The organism is Alteromonas sp. C1M14 (assembly GCF_018860965.1).
GTDB lineage: Bacteria > Pseudomonadota > Gammaproteobacteria > Enterobacterales > Alteromonadaceae > Alteromonas.
Window position 1 is genome coordinate 55,937 of the sequence record NZ_JAHKQF010000009.1, and the last position, 24,759, is coordinate 80,695.

General features: G+C 46.6%; 22 protein-coding genes. 18 read left to right on the forward strand and 4 right to left on the reverse strand.

The genetic code is table 11. The annotated features are described in order from the left end of the window. Positions 1-19: 19 nt before the first annotated feature. The 5 genes from KO501_RS07870 (at position 20) to KO501_RS07890 (ending at position 7,356) form a co-directional block, all read left to right on the forward strand. Complete coding sequence (locus KO501_RS07870) at positions 20-2,260, forward strand: polysaccharide lyase 6 family protein (protein ID WP_216029109.1); 2,241 nt, start codon at positions 20-22, stop codon at positions 2,258-2,260. A gap of 180 nt (positions 2,261-2,440) precedes the next feature. Then, positions 2,441-2,998 (forward strand): DJ-1/PfpI family protein, encoded by a 558-nt coding sequence (locus KO501_RS07875; RefSeq protein ID WP_216029110.1) that lies wholly within the window; start codon positions 2,441-2,443, stop codon positions 2,996-2,998. A 26-nt stretch (positions 2,999-3,024) separates the two neighbouring features. Further along, positions 3,025-3,417: a ribbon-helix-helix domain-containing protein gene (locus tag KO501_RS07880; RefSeq protein ID WP_216029111.1), complete on the forward strand. Its 393-nt coding sequence runs from the start codon at positions 3,025-3,027 to the stop codon at positions 3,415-3,417. A gap of 146 nt (positions 3,418-3,563) precedes the next feature. Next, a complete protein-coding gene (locus tag KO501_RS07885; RefSeq protein WP_216029112.1) occupies positions 3,564-5,954 on the forward strand; it encodes a TonB-dependent receptor in 2,391 nt (796 codons plus the stop codon). A 34-nt stretch (positions 5,955-5,988) separates the two neighbouring features. Continuing rightward, the gene (locus tag KO501_RS07890) at positions 5,989-7,356 is read left to right on the forward strand and encodes a 5-methyltetrahydrofolate--homocysteine methyltransferase (protein ID WP_216029113.1); all 1,368 of its coding nucleotides are present in this window, start codon (positions 5,989-5,991) and stop codon (positions 7,354-7,356) included. 68 nt (positions 7,357-7,424) lie between these two features. Here the strand turns inward: KO501_RS07890 and KO501_RS07895 are convergent, their stop codons facing one another. Continuing rightward, positions 7,425-8,111, reverse strand: coding sequence for a DUF3299 domain-containing protein (locus tag KO501_RS07895; protein ID WP_216029114.1), 687 nt, complete (start codon positions 8,109-8,111; stop codon positions 7,425-7,427). Between the two features lie 198 nt (positions 8,112-8,309). On the opposite strand from KO501_RS07895, the gene KO501_RS07900 reads away from it, so the two are divergent. Together KO501_RS07900 and sugE are read left to right on the forward strand one after the other, a co-directional pair. Next, positions 8,310-9,230: an endonuclease/exonuclease/phosphatase family protein gene (locus KO501_RS07900; RefSeq protein WP_216029115.1), complete on the forward strand. Its 921-nt coding sequence runs from the start codon at positions 8,310-8,312 to the stop codon at positions 9,228-9,230. 156 nt (positions 9,231-9,386) lie between these two features. After that, on the forward strand, positions 9,387-9,704 hold the full coding sequence (gene sugE / locus KO501_RS07905) for a quaternary ammonium compound efflux SMR transporter SugE (protein ID WP_216029116.1): 318 nt from the start codon (positions 9,387-9,389) through the stop codon (positions 9,702-9,704). A 36-nt stretch (positions 9,705-9,740) separates the two neighbouring features. Here sugE and KO501_RS07910 read toward each other — a convergent pair whose 3' ends face one another. Next, on the reverse strand, positions 9,741-9,905 hold the full coding sequence (locus KO501_RS07910) for a hypothetical protein (RefSeq protein ID WP_216029117.1): 165 nt from the start codon (positions 9,903-9,905) through the stop codon (positions 9,741-9,743). Positions 9,906-10,021: 116 nt separating this feature from the next. Here KO501_RS07910 and KO501_RS18465 point away from each other — a divergent pair, with 116 nt between their 5' ends. The 3 genes from KO501_RS18465 (at position 10,022) to KO501_RS07925 (ending at position 12,421) form a co-directional block, all read left to right on the forward strand. Continuing rightward, on the forward strand, positions 10,022-10,648 hold the full coding sequence (locus KO501_RS18465) for a sigma 54-interacting transcriptional regulator (protein WP_289847285.1): 627 nt from the start codon (positions 10,022-10,024) through the stop codon (positions 10,646-10,648). Between the two features lie 221 nt (positions 10,649-10,869). Further along, positions 10,870-11,658 carry a glycosyltransferase family 2 protein gene (locus tag KO501_RS07920; protein WP_216029119.1) on the forward strand — a complete coding sequence of 263 codons (789 nt, stop codon included), beginning with the start codon at positions 10,870-10,872 and terminating at the stop codon, positions 11,656-11,658. Continuing rightward, a complete protein-coding gene (locus tag KO501_RS07925) occupies positions 11,648-12,421 on the forward strand; it encodes a glycosyltransferase family 2 protein (RefSeq protein ID WP_216029120.1) in 774 nt (257 codons plus the stop codon). The genes KO501_RS07920 and KO501_RS07925 overlap by 11 nt, the downstream gene beginning before the upstream one ends. 75 nt (positions 12,422-12,496) lie before the next feature. Here the strand turns inward: KO501_RS07925 and KO501_RS07930 are convergent, their stop codons facing one another. Then, the gene (locus KO501_RS07930; protein WP_216029121.1) at positions 12,497-13,789 is read right to left on the reverse strand and encodes an NAD(P)/FAD-dependent oxidoreductase; all 1,293 of its coding nucleotides are present in this window, start codon (positions 13,787-13,789) and stop codon (positions 12,497-12,499) included. A 599-nt stretch (positions 13,790-14,388) separates the two neighbouring features. Between KO501_RS07930 and KO501_RS07935 the strand changes: the two genes are divergently transcribed. The 8 genes from KO501_RS07935 (at position 14,389) to KO501_RS07970 (ending at position 24,051) form a co-directional block, all read left to right on the forward strand. Continuing rightward, positions 14,389-15,567, forward strand: a complete 1,179-nt coding sequence (locus KO501_RS07935; protein ID WP_216029122.1) for a porin — start codon at positions 14,389-14,391, stop codon at positions 15,565-15,567. 142 nt (positions 15,568-15,709) lie between these two features. After that, the gene (locus KO501_RS07940; protein ID WP_216029123.1) at positions 15,710-17,227 is read left to right on the forward strand and encodes an aldehyde dehydrogenase family protein; all 1,518 of its coding nucleotides are present in this window, start codon (positions 15,710-15,712) and stop codon (positions 17,225-17,227) included. Positions 17,228-17,341: 114 nt separating this feature from the next. Then, entirely contained in the window at positions 17,342-17,614 is a 273-nt protein-coding gene (locus tag KO501_RS07945; RefSeq protein ID WP_216029124.1) for a DUF4242 domain-containing protein, read from the forward strand. 10 nt (positions 17,615-17,624) lie between these two features. Then, entirely contained in the window at positions 17,625-18,602 is a 978-nt protein-coding gene (locus KO501_RS07950) for a transporter substrate-binding domain-containing protein (RefSeq protein WP_216029125.1), read from the forward strand. Next, entirely contained in the window at positions 18,589-19,380 is a 792-nt protein-coding gene (locus KO501_RS07955; protein ID WP_252728262.1) for an ABC transporter permease subunit, read from the forward strand. The genes KO501_RS07950 and KO501_RS07955 overlap by 14 nt, the downstream gene beginning before the upstream one ends. Next, positions 19,374-20,111 carry an ABC transporter ATP-binding protein gene (locus KO501_RS07960; protein WP_216029126.1) on the forward strand — a complete coding sequence of 246 codons (738 nt, stop codon included), beginning with the start codon at positions 19,374-19,376 and terminating at the stop codon, positions 20,109-20,111. Before KO501_RS07955 ends, KO501_RS07960 begins: the two co-directional genes overlap by 7 nt. Before the next feature lie 66 nt (positions 20,112-20,177). Beyond that, the gene (nosP, locus tag KO501_RS07965; RefSeq protein ID WP_216029127.1) at positions 20,178-21,386 is read left to right on the forward strand and encodes a nitric oxide-sensing protein NosP; all 1,209 of its coding nucleotides are present in this window, start codon (positions 20,178-20,180) and stop codon (positions 21,384-21,386) included. Further along, positions 21,352-24,051 (forward strand): NahK/ErcS family hybrid sensor histidine kinase/response regulator, encoded by a 2,700-nt coding sequence (locus KO501_RS07970; protein ID WP_216029128.1) that lies wholly within the window; start codon positions 21,352-21,354, stop codon positions 24,049-24,051. The genes nosP and KO501_RS07970 overlap by 35 nt, the downstream gene beginning before the upstream one ends. A 29-nt stretch (positions 24,052-24,080) precedes the next feature. Here KO501_RS07970 and KO501_RS07975 read toward each other — a convergent pair whose 3' ends face one another. Next, positions 24,081-24,746, reverse strand: coding sequence for a response regulator transcription factor (locus KO501_RS07975; RefSeq protein ID WP_216029129.1), 666 nt, complete (start codon positions 24,744-24,746; stop codon positions 24,081-24,083). Positions 24,747-24,759: the final 13 nt, after the last annotated feature.

The following is a 24,759-nucleotide window of genomic DNA, read 5'->3' on the forward strand; positions in this document are numbered from 1 at the left end:
GAAAAAGAGGAAATTAGCTATGTTTGGAATGCCAAGGTTGCAAATCCGAAAATCATTTATCGCCCTGTTATTGCTGGCGTTTCATCAAGTGGGCATGGCCCAGATAGTAAAAAACATTGATCAATTTAACGCCGCGGTTAAACAAGCCAAAGCCGGCGACACCATTGTGATGGCAAACGGTGAATGGCACGACGTAGAATTGGTGCTCACAGGCTCGGGAACCGAAGAAAACCCCATAACCCTTAAAGCCCAGACCCCCGGTAAGGTGAAGATCACAGGGGTTTCTAATTTGAGTTTTTCTGGCGAATACCTGGTTGTTGATGGCCTGTTTTTCACCGATGGGCACACCCCCACCGGTGAAGTCATTGCATTTCGTACCTCACCCGATGATCTAGCAAATCACTCACGGCTTACCAACACGGTTATCGACAACTTTAGCCACCCAGAAAGAGAGTTGTCTGATCTTTGGGTGGCGATTTACGGCAAGCACAATCGCATTGACCACAACTCCTTTATTAATAAACGTAACCGTGGCGTCACCGTAGCAGTACGGATGAACTCTGAAGGAAGCAGAAAAAATTACCATACCATCGAGTATAACTATTTTGGCCCACGACAAGTGCTAGGCGCCAACGGTGGTGAAACCTTGCGTATTGGCACCAGCCACTTCTCCCGTGAATACGCCAACACGTTAGTACAATACAATTATTTTGATCGCACCAGCGGCGAGCACGAAATCATCTCCAATAAATCCAGTGGCAATACGTTTAAAGGCAACGTATTTTTTGAAGCCCAAGGCACACTAACCATGCGCCATGGTCACTACACCACGGTAGAAAACAACTATTTCTTAGGGAATAGAAAACCCAACACCGGTGGTATTCGTATTATTAATGAACATCAAACGGTAAAAAATAATTATCTGTACGGACTAACCGGTCGCCGTTTCCGCGGCGCGTTAGTGATTATGAATGGGGTGCCTAATTCACCGCCTAACCGTTACGACCCAGTTATTGAATCTGTGATGAACAATAACCTGGTGATTGACAGTGACTACATTCAACTCGGTGCGGGTGCAGACGAAGAACGTTCAGCGCCTCCCACCACCTCAGAAATGAAAAACAATATTATGCTGGGTAAGCAAAACCTCAACCCCATCACCGTATTTGATGATGTATCCGGCATAGAATTTAGTGGCAATGTACTCAATGAAGATGCTAACAACCCTATTGGTGCGGGTTTTAAAGCTGCCCCCTATGCCATCCATAAAAATGAAAATGGGCTTTATGTACCGGAACAATCTCTATTGGATGCCATTGATTTTGGCGAAGTAAAATTACCCGTCGAAAAAGCTGACACCGGCGCCCCCTATTATCCTAAAAAAGACCATCAGGTCGCCTTTAACAGCGGTAAAACTATTGCGGTAAAACCTGGCATCGACACCCTAGCCATGGCACTGGCAAACAGCAGCGCCGGCGATACTTTGGTGCTTGAAAATGGCGGCGACTACTTACTCACTCGTTTCGCTACCGTCCACCACCCCATTACCATTATGGCCAAAGCCGGTGACAAGCCCATGATTCGTTCTGAAAAGCCCAGCTTCATCGTTATTGAAAACGGCGGGGCACTGGAAGTTGAAAACCTTTGGTTTGACGGGGCTGCATCGCCGGATTACAAAGGTAATAGCATCATTAGAACCAGCCGCTATTCCATGAATATTAATTACGCATTATCGGTCAAAAATGTGAAAGTCACCGATCTAGATATCAATGGCTACTTCTATTTCTTTAAGGCCCATCCAGGCACCTTTGCCGACTATATTGAAATTATTGACTCACAGATGAGCAATATTACCGGTGCCGTGCTGTCTCTTAATAAAGAAACCGAAGATTTAGGTGTCTACAGCGTAGAAAACCTCACGTTAACGGGCAACACCTTCAAAGACATCAAAGAAGAAGTGGCCACTGTATACCGGGGCGGATTTGACGAAAGTACCTTTGGCCCTAAGGTAACGATAACAGACAATCTTTTGACCAATGTGGGCAAAGGGAAAACCCATAGAACTGCGGCATCCATGTATTTTCATGGTGTTCAGAACCTTCATATTAGCAATACGACCATAAAAGATAGCGCGCCAATTTCAATGTACCTTACAAATGGTGAACCCATTACGGTACTCGACAACCTGCAACTGATTAACACGCCTAACATTAAATCGAACAGCGATGACTATACGGCCAAAGATATAACCTATCAGTAGCCGTCCCCTTTCACACCGCCAGCCTATAGCCTTATAGGCTGGTACTGGTGTTTACACTTTACAGGTCAATCAGCGCTTTTTTCCCATGTAGTATTATAATATTACCTCCCACTGCTTCAGATATGCTCATATGAATAAGTTGTAACAGTGAACTTTACACATTATTAACAGGACAAGGTTATGAGCAAAATATTGATGATTACCGGCGATTTCGTCGAAGATTACGAAAACATGGTTCCATTTCAAGCACTTCAAGCCTGTGGCCACAGTGTTGATGCGGTTTGTCCGGGCAAAAAAGCAGGCGAGACCGTTAAAACCGCCATTCACGATTTTGAAGGTGATCAAACCTATACCGAAAAGCCAGGTCATAACTTTGCACTCAACGCCAGTTTTGACCAAATCAATGTTAGCGATTACGATGGACTCTATATTCCCGGTGGCCGAGCCCCTGAATACCTAAGATTAAACGACAAGGTTCTTGCGATGGTAAAAGCCTTCTTTGATGCCGATAAACCCGTAAGCTCTGTTTGTCACGGCCCTCAACTCCTTGCAGCGGCTGGCGTACTTGAAGGCAAAAACGTTTCAGCATATCCCGCATGCGAGCCTGAAATAAAATTGGCCGGAGCCACGTATGTAAGCGTTGAAATGGATGAAGCAATCACCGACGGCAAACTCGTTACCGGGCCTGCGTGGCCGGCTCATCCTGCGTTGTTGAGTCAGTTTATGGCTTTGCTATAAACCATTAATTCTACTAGGAGGTTTTCATGTGTGGTCTGTTCATCAATGCTGATCCCGATTTGTGGAAAAGCACCACTCGTTCATTACGTATTGACGGGGTTGTGACATCCATTCGCATGGAAACCTTTTTTTGGAATATTCTGCAAGAGATTGCTTTTCGTGATGATCTTGCCATCAACCAACTCATTTCAAAACTGTATCTTGAAGCCCTTGATGCTGATCACGACATTGGTAATTTTACATCGTTTTTAAGGGTGTGCTGCACCCGCTACCTATCCATGGTAGCAGATGGTCATCTTCAACGGGACAGCGTACATCCCCTCGTTGATATGGATGCTAAAAACCTCATCAATCAAGAAGCGCAATCCATCGCACAGCGTAAATCCCGTTATTTATTAACCCGCACAGAAAAGCACTAACCACCTGCTAATAATGTAAAGAAACCCCGTTCACTTTGCCCCCAATTTCCGTGTAGCCAACCCCCCTCAAGGGTTTACAAACCTTGCAATTGTAAATTTGTTATAATATAACATAATCAATTTTTGAACCACTATACGGATGTGAGATGAAAAATAGGAACCAATTGGCAGTGTTAGCGGGCTTAATGCTGCCCTGCACTTCCATGGCTGCGACAATTAACGGCGAAGCGTTAAATCAAAACGGTGCGCCGCTTAAAAATGCGACGATAGAAATCGAATCGTTAAACGTCACAGTAACCGCTGATAAGAATGGTAAATTTACCCTTCCTGGGCTTGAGCAAGGCGAGTATATACTTCACATTGTATCGCCAGGCTATGCCCATTTACATCAAACCGTACAAATTAACGACGACGGCACGGTGCCGGTGTCTTTTTATCTGAAACGCTCGCCCATCGAAGTTATTGACATCGTGGCATCGCCCATGCACATGTCTATTATGGAATCAGCGGCACCGGTAAGTGTACTAGGGGGAGAAACCTTACGTCGCCAACAAGCCGCCACGCTAGGCGATACATTAGAAAAACAGCCCGGTGTACAAAGTAACTTTCACGGCAATGTGGCTAGCACCCCCATCATTCGCGGCTTAAGCGGCCCCCGTGTTCTAATTGCCCAAAACGGCTTAGATGTGAGTGATGTATCAAGAGTGGGGCCTGACCATTCGGTTGCCTCCGAAGCGTCCACATCACAACAGATAGAAGTACTTCGCGGTCCTGCAACATTGTTCTATGGCAGTGGCGCCATTGGCGGCGTGGTGAATGTCGTGGATGGTCGAGTGCCCACCAGCAGTGAAACACGAGGTGAATGGTTACTGGAAACAGATTCCGTTAATAATCAGAAACTCGGCGCATTTAACCTTACTACTGGCACCGACAATATCGGCTTTTACGCCGACGGCTACTGGCGGGAATCCGATGATTATGACACCCCTGTGGCCCCTGACATTGACGATCCAGATGGCGCTCATACCGTTGCCAACAGCGCGGAAGAATCCCATGGGTTTACCTTAGGCACCAGCTACCTTTTTGAAGAGGGTTATATTGGTGTTGCAGTAGAACAATTTGATCGTGAATACGGCATCCCAGGTCACTCCCACGGTGACGAAGGTGATCTTGATGAAGACGAGCAGGTTTATGCCGATCTTGAACAAACCAAAGTTCAACTACTTGGTGAGTACAACATAGACAGCGAATGGCTTAGAAAAATTCAATTTAAAGCCGGCTACACCGATTACGAACATGCTGAAATTGAACTCGGTGCCGTGGGTACCCTGTTTGAAAATACCACCAATGAAGTGCGTGTTGAATTGATGCACAACAAAATTGCTGACTGGAATGGTGGAATTAGCCTGCATTATAAAAATGCCGAGATATCTGCCCAAGGTGAAGAAGCCTTTACCCCGCCATCAGAAACCGAATTACTGGCTCTAGGCTTAATGGAAGAACGGCATTTTGGTGATTTTCTTGTTCAACTAGGCGCCAGAATTGAACGGGTAACGTTAGACGCCCCCAATGTGCTGTTACCTCAACTTAGTGCCCACAGTCATGAAGAAGAAGAGGATGAAGACGACCATGATCACGAGGAAGAAACCAGTCTTACCCGTGTTTTCGCGGTAGACCAAACCTTCACGCCGGTCTCTTTATCTGCCGGTATCGTGTGGGACTTCACCCCTGGCTACAACGTGGCATTGTCTGTATCTCGTTCGCAGCGAGCACCTTCAGCTTCTGAGTTATTATCCTTTGGACCTCATATTGGTACGGGCTCGTACGAAATAGGCGCGTTATTCGCACTCTCTGATGATCATGACAGCGCCTTAGCCTTGTCTCAACAGCCTATCGATTTGGAAACCGCCAATAATATCGATATCAGCTTTCGCAAAACCTCCGGCGATATCGGTTTTGTGTTTAACCTGTTCTATAACGAGGTAGATAATTACTACTATCAAACGAACACCGGCTTATTTGCTGAAAGTGGTCATGATCATGACCATGAGGAAACAGAAGTCGAAACTGATGAGCATACCGATGAGCTTCCTGTTTACTTATTTGAAGCCGATGATGCCATTCTGCATGGTTTCGAGGCTCAGGTTGCATGGCAAGTTACCGACGCTTTCAAAGCGCAAGTATTCTCTGATTATGTTAGAGCTCGCTTGAAAAACGGTGGCGAGCTACCACGCACACCACCACTGCGTTTTGGTACCCAATTGAGCTACGAAACAGAAACATACAGCGCTCATTTGGACATCACCCACTACAGTGAACAAGACCGCATCGCTGACTACGAAACCACGACTGATAGCTACACCCTAGTGGATGCCGTGGTGACTTACGATATGACGGTACTACAACAAGATATGTCGTTGTATTTAAAAGGTACCAATCTTACCGACACGGAAGCCCGTGTTCACACTTCATTTTTGAAAGATCTGGCGCCACGCCCTGGACGCAGCATAGGAATAGGCCTTAGAGGCTACTTCTAAATTTTTCAAAAATACGATTAAAAGGAACTCAACAATGAACACAAGCAAAAAATTAAGTTATTTGGCCGTGCTTATCGGCTCGATTTTACTCACCGGTTGTGGTGACGCAGAAACGAATATCGTAGAACAAGATCCGATTGTGGGTGAAGATGATGATGATCACGACCATAGTGATGATGAGTACGCCATTGAAAGCTTGGGCCGGCTATCCGTTTTAGATGCCGACTCTAACGCCCTAGCTATATACGACCTAGACGACGGCGACTTACTTGACAGCTTTTCAGCAACCTATTCAGGCAGTGCACTGAGCAGCTCTGCGGGCTATCGTTATGCGGTGCTCGCTAGCCGGTCAAACGACCTGGTTGAATTTGTTGATGGTGGCTTATGGCAAGAAGACCATGTTGAACACTTGCATGACTATGCGCAGGCTCCCGCCATGTCTGATTTCATCCTCACCGGCAGTTTACCCACACATGTGGTCACCCATGATGGTCAGATGGCAGTCTTTTTTGATGGCGACGCAGAAAGCAGCCAAGTTTCATCGGTAACGGTGCTTTCCGATACCAATATTGCAGCACAATCAGATACTCTGCCTACACTGACTTTTGACGTCAACATGCACGGTGTGGCAAAGCCGGTGGACGACATGCTTATTTCCACTTTTCGCCGGGATGACAGTGAAACGATCTCTGCTAACCCAATTTTGCCTGACAGTATCGCGATTTATCATTTACACGACGGTGAATATGAGCAAGAACAGTTGTTTGCTGGCGAATGTCCAGATTTACATGGCTCAGCGGTAAATGATGATTATGCTGTTTTTGGTTGTAGCGACGGTGTACTGGCGTTACACGCTCATGATGAAGAGTATGAGTCTGCCAAAATTGCTAATACCGATGACCTCGTCGCTGACGCCCGTATTGGTACGGTTTACGCCCACCACGATACCGATACCTTTTTCGGTATTGCCACCGTATATGGTGAAAGTGGCGCCATCATTATGGCCATTGACCCATCACATGGCGAAATGGAAGCGGTTGACTGGGAACCTGAAACCGACGCAACACCGGTAAGCTATGGCTTCTCCTACGACGGCGAGCACTTTTTGATTTTAGATGATCAAGGGTACCTTTCTGTCTTAACGGCCCATGCCCACGATGACCATGATCATTGGGAGTTAACGTCTCGGGTAGATATTAGTGACGAAGATCTCAGCTTCATGCCTGAAGGGGTCAGTTTCAGCATGGCAATTTCACAAAATGGCCATTTTGCTTATGTTGCAGACCCTATCGCAGGCCACGTGCTAACTATTGACTTGGATGATGCCGAAGTTATAGGCGACATAGAACTTGGCATAACCCCCGCTGCCATCAGCTGGTTAGGTATTCCTGAAGCCCACTAGTAGGCATAGGAAATCCACACCGCCGGGCCCTCCGGCGGTGTGCTCTTCTCTCTTTTTATCTCTTACCCTCAATATGTTTGCACATCATGTTGGCGCACATCATCCGGTTGCCCCACAAAAGGTACCACGGCCACGGCATCCATTAGATACGCCGAGGATCCCATGGGATCTTCAAACATCGAGGTTTTTAATATACCGGTGACAGAAACAGGGTTTTCAATGTCATCTATTTGTAGTCCCCCCGGCGTGCGCACATAGACCATTTGATTTGGAGAGGGAGGTGGAAAATGTATACAAGCACCAAAGTAAGGCACCAAAAAAAAGCTCAGCACCTCCCGTTCATCATTAGTATCTACCGGCACCACAAAACCGCTTAATTGTACTGACAAGTTGTTCATTTCAGGCACCGTTTGCATCGAATGTTGCATAGACTGATAGCGCTCATCGAACGAGGCCTGCAGCGCAGTAAAAACCTGTTCATGAAGGGGAATATCCTTTTTAGACTGGTACTTTTGGAACACCGCGTATTCTTCATCCGGTAAAAGCTCAGACCAGCCAATAACACGAGGGGCTTGCGCCTCGAAATGCTGCTGTAAGGCTGTATCCGATGTTTTATAAAGGCTACTTTCGCCAGAGAAAAGCGAATAAACATTCGTCCCACCGAGAAACGCAACTAGCCCGATGACCACTGCACATACGCACACCATGGCTATCAGGTACACAGTAGGTCTACGCAGGTATTTTGCTAACGCCATGAAAAAACCTTTTAGGTAACTAAACAGATTGTAAATTTTCCCTTCTTGGTGCGTTTTCACAAACAAACCCATAAAGACAAAATAGTATCGGCTATGTTATAACATAGAAAAAATATGACGGTTAACCATGCCGCTATGAAGTACCGTTTTTAGCCGCCTATTACCCGGGCGCAGCAGAAGGTTGAAGGCCAACAAACTATGAAAATAAAAAACGCGCTTGTCATCGCCGCAAGCTTTTTGGTTTTATCCTGCTCCACTGAGACGTTTCACGTTAACGCTCCTGATACACCGATGCCTGAGGTTGTGCCACAACCCCTTAAAGTGGCAACCTGGAATACAGAACACCTTGCGTCTCCGAGTCTATCCGGCTGTAAGCCTAGACAACCGTCAGAACTTGACGCCATGAAACGCTATGCCAAATCGTTAGATGCCGATATTATCGCATTGCAAGAAGTGGCCTCTAAAGAAGCCATTGCAGCCATTTTCCCAGCCCAAGAATGGAAAGTCATTCTGTCTAGCCGAGCCGACAGCCCCGCCTATGAATGCCGAGGTTCTGGCTATACATCCACCCAGCAAAAAGTGGCTTTTGTAGTTAAAAACACCCTTCCCATTGGCGATGTAAATGATTTTGAAGCCTTAGCTTTGGACATGCCGGGTTTGCGCTATGGATTAGCCATTACCCTCGATGAACCCACAGGGCCGGTCACACTGTTAAATGTCCATTTAAAAAGTGGCTGTTTTGTCGATGACTATCAAACCAGCGACGAAAGATCCTGCCAAGTCTATGGCCATCAAGCCGCCATTTTAGAAAACTGGATAGCACAACAACAATCAAGCCATGGCCGGTTTATTATTATGGGGGATTTTAATCATCGACTTTCACTGCCCCAAAATCGCTTTCGCCATGAGTTGTTAAACATGACGCCTAGCCCTATTCTGGTCACTGACAAGATGACTGGGTGTCATCCCCGTTATCCTGTGCCCATTGATCATATCATTGTAGGGGGCATGCCTGCCTCCGCCATTGCGTCACCCCCCCAAGTGCATTTGTTTGACGATATGCATGAAGAGGCCATGTTAAGTGATCATTGTGCCGTTTCTTTTGCCATTAGCCCCTAACTAAAGGGCCGCAGACTTTTTCAGCCCAGCCTGATTGCTAAGTTATGCTCAATTAGGAATAATGCCACCAAGAAAGTAAATAGTATGATGTGGGGACGACCCCACCGCTCAATTTTCATCGGGGACGGCCCCATCAAAATTGAGAGGTAGTAAGTAATGAACTGGCTAATTTTGTTCGCCGCAGGCGTTTTAGAAGTATGCTGGGCAGTTGGGCTTAAATATTCTGATGGCTTTACAAAGCTCTGGCCGTCGGTGTTCACCGTGGTTTCCTTAACGGCCAGCTTTATTTTACTGGGATTGGCGCTAAAAAGCTTACCCGTTGGCACCGCCTACGCCATCTGGGTGGGTATTGGCGCCCTTGGCACTGCGGTCATGGGGATCCTTCTATTCGATGAATCTTCAGACGTGGTAAAGCTTGTTAGCTTAGGTTTAATATGCGCAGGTATAGTTGGCCTTAAAGTATCCCAAGCTTAAATTGGCAACGAACCTGCGCTAATCACTGAGAGCACACTACAGGTTCTGATGTGGACCAAACAATTCATAGTGGATCTGATCATCCGCCACACCCGCATCCAGCAGTTGTTGTTTTATCCCCAGCATAAAGGGTAAAGGGCCACACAGATAAAACTCGCCATCATTCAGCGGTAACTGGGATTTTACCGCTGCAATCTCCATACGCCCTTCAAATTCGCCTTCATCAAATATGCCAACACAAAGCCGTTGTTCGATTTCCTGCCGACTCTCCGTTACCCGATCCCTACGATGGCATGGTCATCGGTCACAGTGAAGATATGTCAGTGCATTCGTGTATGGGGTTACCCTTATATCAACACACCCAGCTTATGGGCGTACTGACCCTCGATAGTATCGAGCCCAATGTTTTTGACCTACTCGACGATGGCGCACTCGACGTCATTGGTGAACTGGTGTCACGGATACTGTCCACGGCTCGGCGTATGGAGACACTTGAAAGTCAATCCTCACATACTCAAAACATATTACGGGAATTAAACGAACAGGCAGGCGGGCAACATAACGCCACAGAAATGATTGGTAATAGTGAATCCATAAAAAAACTGAATAAAACCATTCGCCTGGCTGCCCCTTCCGATTTAACCATTCTCATTGAAGGGGAAAGCGGCGTGGGTAAGGAACTGGTGGCCCGCGCCATCCATCATCAGTCTAACCGTAAAAACAAGGCGCTGGTTTACGTTAATTGTGCGGCTATCGCCAAGCACCTAATAGAAAGTGAGCTATTTGGCCATGTTAAAGGGGCATTTACCAGTGCCAGCGAAGACCGACAAGGCAAGTTTCTACTGGCCGATGGCGGCACCTTGTTTCTTGATGAAATTGGCGAGCTTCCCCTAGAAGTACAAGGGACCTTATTACGGGCTATTCAAAATCAGGTGATAACCTAATTATTTGCACACAAACTTGCCAAACACACTGAAGCCTAGACAAAAAGTTTCACTTCAAGGTAATGAAACCGTTATTATAGAATCAACAACCGGTAAGCACTCTGTCGCGCTTAGTCTGCCGCTCGCCGCGAAAAACGTTTACCATTAACAGAGTGACTACCCATAAAAACTCGCTTTCGTCACATTATAATATTCATGCTTTGTTGAAAGGAACGCTGTACATGCCCGTTAAACGCCCGCTTTCTTGCTTTATCATTGCCTGCAATGAGGGCGACCGTATTGAGCGGTGCTTACGATCCGTTCACGGCTGGGTCGATGAGTTAATCGTATTAGACTCTGGCAGCACCGATGATACCGTTGCCATAGCCCGTCGCTATGCCGATAAAGTCTACCAAACAGACTGGCCTGGCTTTGGTGCACAAAGGAACCGCGCGCTGTCGCTGTGCTCACATTCCTGGGTGATGAATATTGATGCCGATGAAGAAGTCACGCCACAACTTAAAGACGAAATCATCGCCGTGCTCAGTGAAGAAAACCTCGATGTTAATTTTATTAAGTTTCCGTGGCACACGGTACTTTTTGGCACCATCTTAAAGCATGGTCGCTACAGTTCTCCTCAGGGCAAGCTTTTTTATGCACCTGGCGCTAAATTTAAAGACACTAGCGTACATGAAACCCTGATTTTACCGAATTGCAAAGCACGCACCTTGCGTTCTCCCCTTTTGCACTATAGTTGGCGAGATTACGAACACGCAGTGGCCAAACATCTTCATTACGCCTCGTTATCGGCAAAGGACAAATTTAAACGAGGAAAGCGAGCCTCGCTGGCCTTTGCCAGCTTGCGTTTCTTCACCGACTTTTTACAACAATATATATTGCGCGGCGGCATACTCGATGGCAAGGCGGGGTTTGTCATGGCGGTGATCTTGGCCCAATATGGGTTCCATAAATACGCTGCGCTATGGTCGTTGCAAAGAATGGCACAGAAGGATACCGATAATGACAGATAAGCTTCCGGTTAGCGTTTATCTGATTACCCTAAATGAAGAAGATAAGTTGGCCGACGTGCTGAGCAAGTTAACCTTCGCCACGGAAATTATTGTCGTGGACTCGGGCAGTACCGACAAAACCCAGGCCATCGCCACCGCCTATGGCGCCAAAGTGATCCACCAACCATGGTTAGGCTTTGCTCAACAAAAAGCCTTTGCCATGAACCAGTGCTCGCAGCCTTGGCTACTTAATCTTGACGGCGATGAAGTACTTTCCAAGGCCAACATCGACAGTCTTCATAAAATACTGTCAAACCCTCAACATGATGCATATCGTCTTTATTTTGAAGATATTTTTTGGGGCCGTCCCATGTCGACTTATGCGGGAAAAAGAAACATCGTACGCTTATTTAAGCGAGATGTAGCAAATTATCCCACCGACAGACTGGTGCATGAAAACGTCAAACTCACAGCCAACGCCACCGTGGGTGATGTGAAAGGTTTAGTAACCCATTACGGCTATAACTCAACCGACCAACTAATGGCGAAGCAAAATACCTACTCAACCCTCAAAGCTCGGCAAAAATACAATAGCAACAAAGGGCCATCGCTGTTGAAATTACTGTTGGTGTTTCCCGTCACTTTTGTCAAAGTCTACCTGCTAAAGCGGCAGTTTTTGTCGGGCAAACGGGGGCTTGTGGTCGCGTATATTGATGCTATGTATGCGTTTTTAAAAGAAGCCAAGTTATTTGAGCAGGTAGCCACCAACAGCCAGCAAAATTAACATCAAGGTTGTCACCACCCGCTCTTCGCAACAGGTGGTGATGGGGTTACGCGTCCTGAGACTAAGGACAAGGGGTTAATGGAGTTTTAACTTCGGGCCGACAAAATTACTGACCTTACGACCCAATAATGTCATGGTCCCCTTAAACCAGCCATGAATAGAGAACTGGTGCATATTGTATAAAGAAATATACACCATTCGCGCTAAGCGCCCTTCTATAAACATACTGCTGTTTACCAACGCCCCCATCAAGCTACCCACTGTGCTATAGCGACTTAAATGCACCAGTGAACCATAGTCTTTGTAGGTGTACGCTTTCAAGGGTTTGTCATTGAAAATACTGATGATATTTTCCGCTGCCACGCTGGCCATTTGGTGCGCAGATTGAGCGCGAGGTGGAACCCAAGAGCCATCTTTTTGCTTAAAACCACAGCAATCACCAATTACAAAAATATGATCATCCACCGTACTTTGCAGAGACTCATTCACCAATACCTGGTTGGCTCGGTTGGTTTCAAAAATACCCATATCCACAAGAAAATCGGGCGCTTTTACCCCTGCGGACCAAACCAATAAATCGGCGTCTATGGTACTTCCATCTTTGGTGACAAAGCCGTTCGCCGTAGCCTCGGATACCATGGCGCCTTCCAATACGTTAATCCCCAAATCGGTAAGGGCTTTTTTAGCCGACCCGGCAATACGTTCGGGTAGAGCAGGTAAAATACGCGGACCCGCTTCGATAATGGATACTTGTAACCGTTCCGCTGACATTTCTGGCATACCGTATGCTCGGGCGAGATTCGCCACATGATGCAACTGTGCCGCTAATTCTGTGCCGGTAGCACCGCCACCCACAATGGCCACGTGTAAAGCCGATTGCTCGGTACAAGATTGATTAATGCGTAACAACTGATTGAGCAGGGCTTTGTGAAACCGTTCCGCTTGGGAGAGCGAATCAAGAAAATAGCAATGGTCGGCCACGCCAGGCGTACCAAAGTCATTACACACACTGCCCATCGCCAGCACCAGATAATCAAAAGCAATGGTTCGCTCGGGCAGAATTTGATTGCCGTCTTCATCATTTAGCGGGTCGAGCACAATGCACTTATTGTCTTGATCAAGGTGGCGCATGTTACCCAGTTGAAACTGAAACTTATGCCGCACTGCATGCATACGATAATCAACGCCATCGGAATTTTTATCAATAACACCGGCGGCGACTTCATGGAGTAAAGGCTTCCAAACGTGAGTTTGACTTCGGTCGACCAAAATTATTTCAGCCTTCCCCTTGCGCCCCAGCTTTTTACTTAAGCGTGTTACTAGCTCAAGTCCTCCAGCTCCCCCGCCAACAACGACGATTTTTTTCATGGTGGATCCTTAAATACAATTTTTCCAGCTATAGAATGCCAAGCAAGCATGCTATAGCTCGAAAAACTGCGCGCCCAATACCCCCTACAGGCTAACAACAACGGGAAACAAAAAAAGCGCGATCAACTGACATGAGGCGCTGATATGGGGCACAAACCTAGCATTTAAACAACAAAACCGACTAACCCTATATTTTTGCCGATGACTCGGCATTGCCAGCTAGCCTTTCTCTACTGCGGCCAGCCGCCGTTATTCCCTTGTAATAAATGCGCTACAAATAGTAAGTGCAAACGCCCAGCCAGAGAAGCTATTTTCGAGGTCTATTATGGGCTATTTCCTTACTACTCTTTAACCCAACCTGAAGTCAGTAACATGCCCAGTACTTTAGTACCAATACGATGGTGTCATTATCGCGAAAGACTAAAGTGTAACGGAAAAGACCCTATCGGGGAGTTTTCAATTTTGTCCCTGACAACAATACTCGATACACATCACAACAGTCTTCTGACAACGCATCAGAAGCATGGGTGAGAGCGACCCGGGATCGAAGTTCATGTTGCTCAACCAAATAAAAAACTAATTTTAAAAAGGTAGAACACATGAACAACCAAAATATACGCCTTAAATTAAAACCCGTTGCCTTAGCATTAACCGCCCTCGTGAGCACCACCTCATACGGCGCCATTACCTTATTTGATGATAACGATGTGGGCACTGTCTCTGTGGACGCGTCGTTTAACACTTTTTACGTAAATAGCAGTACTGACAGCGAAATAAGCGGAATTGAGCGAGACCAATCTCGCGTGAAAATGGGTTTTTTACCCAATTGGCTGGGAATGAATTTCAGCAAAGAGATCAATGGCCTCAAAGTGGGTGGACGCAGTTCATTCTGGGTCAGTATTAACGACAGCAATTCAGGCATTACGTCTACCGGTATTGATGTCAGACAATTCTACGCCACCGTGGGCGCAGACTGGGGCGAAATACTGATTGGTAAAGATTTCACCCTGTTTAACCGCAGCAACATTTTTATGGATGAGATGCTGCAAGGCTACGGGAACGTGAATGACACCTTAGGGCTGATTGATGGCCAAGGCGTGTCTTTTGGCAACATTGGTAGTGGTTATACCTACCCGTTCCCAACAGCACAGATTACGTATCGCTCGCCAGAATTTGGCGGCGGATTTAAGTTAGCGGTAGGACTTATTGACCCGTCTAACACCTCTTCTGACGATGGCCCTAACCGGGAAAGCGAAGAAAGTCGCCCTCGTATCGAAGCAGAATTAACTTATACCACCAAATTTGACGACGGGATGTTTAACGCTTGGGTTGGATTTTTAAATCAAACCACCGAAAGCGATACCCAAGGAGATGTGGACTCTAACGGCGTTTCTTATGGCGCAAAAATTAACATGGGTGGCTTTGCCTTACATGCCTCTGGTTTTAGCGGCGATGCCATCGGATTTTTACTTGGCCCCACAGATAACGCATTAGATCTACAAGGGCTTTTGTATGAAGCCGGTGACGAAGTAGAAAGCAGCGGGTATCTGGTGCAAGGCTCTTACAAAACAGGGAGTAACCGTTTTGTTCTGTCCTACGGCAACACCGAAGTAGAAACAGAAACACCGTGGGAAATGGACGCGACACAGGCTGCATGGTTTTACAACATCAACAGTAATGTGACCTTCGTCCTTGAATACAGTATGAACGAAATTTCCATTGGTGATGCCACGGAAGATACCGACAGCATTGCTATTGGCGGCATTGTGAATTTCTAAGCCCTGGCTTTCATTGCCAGAGAAAACCAGGACACAAATTTCCGGTCACCGGGGCCGGAGCAACAGGGCACACTGATTACTCTGTAAGCTGAAACCCGGCATCTGGCAACGCTTTTAAAAATTGAAAACCGGAGTAATAATTATGATCTACGCAGCACCTGGACAACCAGACTCGAAAGTAACGTTCAAAGAACAATACGGCAATTATATTGGTGGCGAATGGGTCGCCCCAGTTAAAGGTCAGTACTTCGACAACGTTTCGCCGGTGAACAACGAAGTTTTTTGTTCCATTCCTCGTTCAACCGCTGAAGATGTGGAATTGGCACTCGATGCCGCTCACAAAGCTAAAACAGCGTGGGGCAAAGCTTCTGTCACCGAACGTTCTAACATACTTCTTAAAATTGCCGATCGCATTGAGGCGAACCTCGAAGCTCTCGCGGTCGCAGAAACTTGGGATAACGGTAAAGCCGTGCGTGAAACTCTGAATGCTGATGTACCATTGGCTGCAGACCATTTCCGTTATTTCGCCGGCTGCATGCGTTCTCAAGAAGGCGGCATCAGCGAAATTGATAACAATACCGTTGCCTATCATTTCCACGAACCCCTTGGCGTTGTTGGCCAAATCATTCCATGGAACTTCCCGCTGTTAATGGCGGCATGGAAACTGGCGCCGGCCCTTGCTGCTGGTAACTGTGTTGTTCTTAAGCCTGCGGAACAAACCCCAGCGTCAATACTTGTGTTCGCTGAAATTGTGGGTGACTTGTTACCTCCAGGTGTACTTAATATTGTTAATGGATATGGCGCTGAAGCAGGTCAAGCGTTAGCCACTAGCACTCGGATTGCCAAAATCGCTTTTACCGGATCCACCCCCGTTGGCGCACACATTCTCAAATGTGCAGCGGAAAACATCATTCCATCAACCGTAGAGCTGGGTGGTAAATCACCTAACATTTACTTTAGCGATGTGATGAAGCAAGAAGACGAATTCTTGAGCAAGTGTGTTGAAGGTATGGTTCTGGCCTTCTTTAACCAAGGTGAAGTGTGTACTTGTCCTTCTCGAGCACTGATCCAAGAAGATATGTACGACGACTTTATCTCACTTGTAGTAGCTCGCACACAGCAAATTAAACGCGGTAACCCTCTGGATACTGAAACTCAAGTGGGTGCGCAAGCTTCTGCTGAACAGTATGACAAAATTCTCGGCTACCTAGAGCTGGGTAAAAAAGAGGGAGCAGAAGTGCTCATTGGCGGTGGCCCTGCCAATATCGAGGGCTTCAGCAAAGGCTTCTATATTGAACCTACGTTGCTAAAAGGCAGCAACGACATGCGGGTGTTCCAAGAAGAAATCTTTGGCCCTGTGGTTGGTATCACAACCTTTAAAGACGAAGCCGAAGCCTTGGCCATTGCTAACGACACCGAATTTGGTTTAGGGGCAGGTTTGTGGACTCGTGACACCAACCGCGCCTACCGTATGGGACGTGGTATTCAAGCCGGTCGGGTTTGGATGAATTGTTATCACGCCTATCCTGCTCACGCCGCGTTTGGTGGCTACAAGAAGTCAGGTGTTGGCCGCGAAAACCACAAAATGATGTTAGATCATTATCAGCAAACCAAAAACATGCTGGTGAGCTATGACATCAACCCACTGGGCTTTTTCTAAAAGCGTTGCCTGAGAAGGCGTAAGCCAGGCACCCGTTTCAACTGCGGGTGCCATTTTCCTGCCCTGATGCAACTTCAACAACCTGGGGGTAGGACTCAAAAAAAAGGATACATCATGCCTAAATTTATAATAGAAAGAGATATTCCTGACGCCGGTAAACTTACCGAACAGCAATTAAAAGAGACTTCAGATGGCTCTTGTTGCGTGCTGAACAAGCTTGGCCCCAAAATCCAATGGGTAGAAAGCTATGTCACCGCAAACAAAGTGTATTGTGTATACATTGCCCCAGATGCTGACATGATTCGCAAACATGCCCAAGAGCTGGGATTACCAGCCAATGAAATCAACCAAGTCACATCAATTATCGACCCCACCACCGCTGAATAGTAAGCCACAGATGAAGAGATTAGTGTGTATATTGCTACTTACCGTGAGCAGCATGGTTTTTTCACCCTTTCTCTTTGCTGCCAACGAGTTACGGGTGGGTATTTTGCAATATGGCACCGTCAATTGGGAAATACAGGCAATACAAGAACGTCACCTTGAAAACGCCTTTAACTTGTCTTTATCGGTGGTGCCTTTATCTTCTCCCCAAGCCCTGCTGGTTGCGCTACAAGGGGGCAAGGTGGACGTCATACTTAGCGATTGGCTATGGGTGGTGCGCCAAAAAGAAATGGGGCGTGACTACTATTTCTCCCCCTACTCGACCAATGCCGGGCATTTGGTGGTCAATAATGACGCCGGCATTCATGCCCTGACTGATCTTAAAAATAAAACCCTGGGTGTGGCCGGTGGACGGGCCAATAAAAACTGGGTGTTGTTTCGTACCTACATTAAACAAACTACCGGGTTAGTAGCCAATCAAGATTACACCGTAAAGTTTGCTGCCGCTCCTATTCTCAATGCACTCATGGCACAAGGCGAGTTGGATGGCGCGATCAATTTCTGGCATTACGCAGCCCAACTTAACGCTAAAGGAATGCCCACACTGCTAACCTTGCAACAACTGCTGGCGAACACTGGCATAACCCAGCCCGTTCCCATGTTAGGTTGGGTCTTTTCGGCTAACTTTGCGCAGATGCACAACGCCACCCTAAAGCAATTTTTAGCGATGTCTCAAGAGGCTCGAAAACAGTTAGTTCGCGACGATGATCTTTGGCAGCGACTACCGGCTTTTCAACGTTATCCCAATGCCGCTCATGACACTTTGAAAACACAGTATCGACAAGGCGCAGTGGTAAGCACTCCGGCCGATTTTAGCGCCAACATGGAAGCCATTTACCAGCGCCTTAAAGCCAACCAAGGTAGCGACAATATCACCGGTAGTTTTACCCACTTACCAAACGATTTACTTTGGTCTTATGAGCAACATTAGCAAACCACCACCGCCTGGTTCTATGTTCCGCATGCTTGGAGCACGTACAAACCGGGTTTTATCGTTGCTAGTGTTGCTTCTTATTTGGCAAGGTATTGTGATGGCATTTGCGCCGTCATTGCTTCCAGCCCCCACGGCGGTGTTTGTTCGCCTCATAGAAGCCCTACAAACTGGAAATATGCTATTTCATCTTTTAGAAACGTTACGCCGAGTGGGGATCACCTTTACCATCTCTCTTCTTTTAGGCTCCGGGTTAGGGTTGCTTATGGGGCACAGTCGGCGCGTGGATGAGTGGCTTGATGGCCTACTCACTCTGCTACTTAATGTGCCCGCATTGGTCACCATTATTTTGTGCTTTATGTGGTTTGGGCTGAATGAAACATCGGCCTTGCTAGCCGTCATCATTAACAAATTACCCAATGTGGCTGTCACCTTACGAGAAGGTGCCCGCGCCATCAACACCTCACTACTTGACGTCGCTCGGGTTTATCAGCTTTCGCCGGTACGCAAATTTGTAAAAATCTACTTACCTCAACTTTATCCTTACCTGTTAGCCGCCGCGCGCAGTGGACTCGCTTTGGTATGGAAAATTGTCTTGGTGGTAGAACTGATCGGTTGCAGTAGTGGCGTGGGCTTTCAGTTGTCCAGCTATTTTCAACTTTTTGATGTCACCGCCATTTTAGCTTATACCCTAGCCTTTGTAGCCATTGTCTATGCCATCGAAAGCGGCATTCTAAGGCCCATAGAGCGTTACGTTTCACGGTGGCGTCAATGCTAAACGTACATATTAAACATAAAGCCTATCAAGGTAATCACACACTCATCCGCGACTTTTCTTTATCGGTTAAAGCCAACGAAATCGTGGCGCTAATTGGTCCTTCTGGGGCAGGGAAAAGTACATTGCTCAATATTATTTGTGGCCTTGATTCACAGTTTGACGGTGACATTACCTACCAGCAGCCCAGCAATGTGAGCATGATGTTCCAAGAAGCGCGGTTAATGCCGTGGTTAACCGTATTGGAAAACATTACCTTGGTAGCAAAGAAACAAAGCGAGGACGTAACCCGCTATGCTTACCAATTACTCGAACAAGTAGGGCTGTCAGAGGTTGCCAACGGTTACCCGGGGCAGTTATCTGGCGGTATGAGCAAACGCGTTGCCCTAGCACGGGCAATGATGTTTAACCCCGACATATTGCTGATGGATGAACCCTTTTCATCACTAGACACGCCATCGGCAGAAGCCCTTAAACAGCGTGTGCTCGAGCTAAAAAATAAAAGACCATTTAGTATTATTTACGTAACCCATGATTTAAAGGAGGCCATTGCTATTGCCGATCGCGTACTTGTTTTGTGCGCCAACCCCATGCAACTTGTTCATGAACAGATTGTCAACTTGCCCCGTCCCCGACATCTCCACGACGATGCCATCGCCGCCCTGTGTCATCAACTGTACCAGCGATACCCAGGTTTGCTATCAGGAAACGTAAACGATGATATTTTTGTGTAAATACAAATACATTCTTGTTAAGCAATTGTGAAAGAGATATTATTCCTTCATACATCTGGAGGATCCATGAGTCAATTATCACAACTGGCCGTCGCTCAGCAACCACTTACCGGTGTAGCCCGAGCAGGAAGTGAAGAAGCCGACCCCATACTGGCTGCTGCCGAAATATACCGTGCTCTCGCCCCTTGCGAACCTGCGTGTGTGGTGTTTTATTGCTGTACTCGTTATCCTCTGGCCCTGTTATCGCGGGAACTAACCCGTTATTTCGACGGCATCACGGTTATCGGATGTACGTCCGCTGGCGAAATCACACCATTGGGCTTTCGCAAACACAGCATCAGTGCTTTTGGCTTAAGCCAGCATTTATTCTCTGTAGAATCCGTACTCATTGAGAATTTAACCACTTTTACCTCTGACGATTCAGACAGTGTGGTGAGTTGCATGCTCGATAACTTAAGGAAAAAAGCGGTCACACCCACGCCCATCGAAAAGCACTGCTTCGCGCTTTCCTTGCTCGACGGTTTATCGGTAAAAGAAGAATTGGTTATCAACGCATTAAGCACGAGCTTACATGAGATCCCCTTAGTAGGTGGTTCTGCCGGAGATGATCAACACTTTGTTGATACCCAGGTGTATTACGGGGGCGAATTTTACAGCGATGCTGCAGTTATCATGTTGGTAAATACCGTCTGTCGCTTTGAAGTGTTCAGCCAACATCATCTCGCACCTCAACATGAAAAACTGGTAGTCACACAGGTATCGCCAGATTTACGTGTGGTGCAAGAATTTAATGCCGAACCTGCGGCGTTGGAATATTGCCGAATTAACAACCTCAAGCTTGAAGATCTTAATTCCCGCACCTTTGCACTGCACCCTTTAGCAGTACAAATTGGCGATCATTCCTACATTCGCAGCATCCAGCAAGTAAATGACGATCTCAGTCTAACCTTCTTTTGTGCCATCGACTCGGGGGTGGTGTTAACAAAGATGACCTCCCCTGGTTTACTTTCTCACACCTCAATGATATTTAATTGGTTAGAAGAGTCCGTGGGCGAAATTCAATTATTGATTGGTTTTGACTGTATCCATCGACGTGCCGAAATAGATCAGTTTGAATTAGAGGCTGATATGTCTAAGTTATACAGGGAACATAATGTCATCGGTTTTAGTACATACGGCGAGCAAATCAACGGGTTGCATCTTAATCATACCTTTACCGGTGTTGCTATAGGATATCCCAATGACCCACTCTACCCCACCCTATCCGGCGCATAGCCCGTACCCCGCAGTTGACAGTAACGGTCAGTCTGACGAACTGGAACAACTGCGCTACGAAAATGACAAACTAAAAAAAATCAACGCCGTACTCATGCGGCGAGTGGAAATGGGCTGGGGCAACCATAGCCATGCTTATCAATCCTTTGAAGATGCCGCATTATTAGCTGATAAAGTTAAAGAGCGCACCTATAAGTTACAGCAAACCCTGCATCGACTAGAAGAGTCAAACTTACAACTAGAGCATGCTCGTCACGAAGCAGAAAAAAACCGCCTTACCGCAGATCAGGACCGCCAACGTCTCACCGATGCGATAGAAAGTATCTCAGAATCTTTTGTGTTGTTTGATGCAAAACGAAAAATGGTTTTGGTCAATAACCGTTGTCGTGAATTTTGGAATCGCTTTAACATCCCTTTTCAATTGGGCGTGACCACCTTTCAACAAATTACCGCCGCTTCGTTACCCTTAGTTGACCATAGCTGCAAAGTACAAAAAAAGGTAAGTGCCTATCCCAGTTCCATCACCCAAACCATCTTCAAGTTAAAAGATGGCACGTGGATCCAGATGTCCGAACGTCGGACCGCTGAAGACGGTTTAGTGGTGGTCTATACCGATATTACCAATATCAAACAAACTGAAGAATTACGTTACCAAACGGCCATGGCCGAGCAGGCCCAGTTACTTAAATCCACCTTAGAGAACATGACTGAAGCCGTCGCCCTGATTAACGAAAACAACGAACTGCAAACCTGGAATCAGCAGTTTGTGGAATTTGCCGAATTGGGTAATACCGATATACACCGTGGCATAAAATACGATGCACTATTAGCCGATACTCCCTTACGGGCTGTGTTTGAAATGTCCCAGTTAGATCAGCGTGACGATGATGGATACTGTGAATCAGAAATCACCTTGGACAATGGCATCGTACTGCTTTATAAAAGCCATCTTATCCCCTCTGGAGGCATGCTAAATACCCTAACGGATATTACGGACCGTAGTCATCACCAACGTGCATTACAAGAAAGTGAGCAGCGTATTCGCTTAATTACCGATGCCATGCCTGCCCTGATTTCTTACGTGAACAAAGACATGTGCTACGAGTTTGTAAACCGTGAATTCGAGAAATGGTTTCATCGCTCCCGTTCGGAGATTATTAGCCATCATTTACAACAGGTATTGGGCCAAGAAGAGTTTAATAACCTGTATATATACATCGAACGAGCCATGCTGGGGCAGTCGGTGAACTTTGAAGTGGAACACACGCTAGAAAACGGTAGTCAGCGCATTTCCAATAAAACCTTTATTCCTCACTTCGACCAAGAACAAAACATCGTGGGCTTTTTCGCCCTTGAACAAGACGTTACCGAACAACGCCGCACCGCGAAGGCCCTTAAGCACGCCTACGATTATATGGAACAGCGGGTTAATCAACGTACCAAGAAAATTTCCGAAATTAATGCCCAATTAAGAAAAGAAATAGAAGACAGACAACTTGCTCAAATTAGTTTGCTAGAAGCCAAGCGCGAAGCAGACAGAGCCAACGAATCTAAAAGTAAATTTTTAGCGGCCACCAGTCACGACTTATTGCAGCCGATGAATTCTGCTCGATTGTTTGTCAGTGCGTTAGCGGAGCAATCTCTTAAACCCGAAGCGCAAAAACTAACCCAATCATTAAGTTATTCTCTGGAAAACCTAGAGTCCCTAATTACTGCGCTGGTGGATATCTCTAAATTAGAAGCCGGACTCATCGAACCCGTGATGGACGACTTCCCAGCCGAAGAATTACTGGGTAACTTAGAAAACGAGTTTCGTCCCCAAGCGGAATCTAAAGGCCTTCACTTTCGTTTTAAAAATACCTCCCGCACCATTCATACCGATGGTTATTTGTTGGCGAGGATCCTGCGTAACCTGCTTTCTAATGCTATTCGTTATACCAATGAAGGCGCTATTTTACTTGGTACTCGCCGTCGCCCTGAAGGCTTAGAAATTCAAGTCTGTGATACTGGTATTGGGATCCCAGCCAATAAACTAAGCGAAATATTCCAAGAATTTAATCGCGTAGATCCCAAACAGCGACGTCATGATCAAGGTTTAGGATTAGGGTTGGCCATTGTAGATAAGCTGTCTACGGTCATGAAGCACCGTATTCATGTAGATTCTATAGAAGGCAAAGGCTCTCGCTTTAGCGTGATAATTCCTTACGGTAAATCACGCTTATCTAGCGACATGCCAGCACCGCGCATTATTGAAGATCGTTTCAACAGTCATTTGGAAGGGGCAAATTTACTGATTATCGATAATGACGAAGCTATTTGTCAGGGTATGGAAACCTTGCTAGGTAGTTGGGGAATTAATGTGACTAGCGTGCAAACCTTAGAGGCCCTCGCAAAACCCGGCTGGCTTGAAAGCATTGATGTGGACGTGGTGGTGGCCGATTACCATTTAGATAATAACGATACCGGCTTTGACGCCCTGGCCATGGTAAAGCCAGTGCTCGGTGATGATATACCGGTGATCATGATCACCGCAAACTACACCAATGCACTGCGACAAGAAGTGCGGGCTCAAGGGTATTCATTACTTAACAAACCGGTGAAACCCCACAAGATGAAGCTAGCATTATCAAACCTGATGTCACAACGTGAGAGGCCGTCCGACTAAATGGCCGAAACTGGCCGGCCACATCTTTTTTAGCGCATAAGGTAATGATTAAAATCAATACTGGCTGCACATAGGGCAGCCTGAATGCGGTTATGCACATTCAATTTACTCAGGATAGCCGAAACGTGCGCTTTCACCGTGGTTTCTGCGATGTTCAATTCGTACGCTATTTGCTTATTCGACTTCCCTTTTGCAATGCATTCAAAGACTAATAGCTGACGCCGTGTTAACGCGGCAATAAGCTTAGGATCAATTTGTTGAGTCGAATTCTCATCTTTAGGTTTACCCGAGCCACCTTTACGGATGATATCCGGCGGTAAGTAAACCTGCCCAGACAACACTTGCTCTAAGGCAGCAACAATTTGCTCACAGCTTGACGATTTTGTAATGAATCCCACTGCGCCATAGGTGAACGCTTGCAACACCACGTTTTTGTCTTCCTCAGCAGAGACAATCACAATAGGAATTTCCGGAAACTGGTTGCGAAAGCGCACAATCCCATTTAAGCCATCCATGCCCGGCATATTTAAATCGAGCAACACCAAATCAATATCAGGCTGTGCTTCTGCCACCTCAAGGGCGGCGTCAAGATCAGTACAGGTAATCGTCTTCGTATCGGCAATATTACGCTCTACGAAATCCGTAATGGCATAGCGAAACAGCGGGTGATCATCAGCAACCAGGATTTCTACCATAATCGTAAACCTA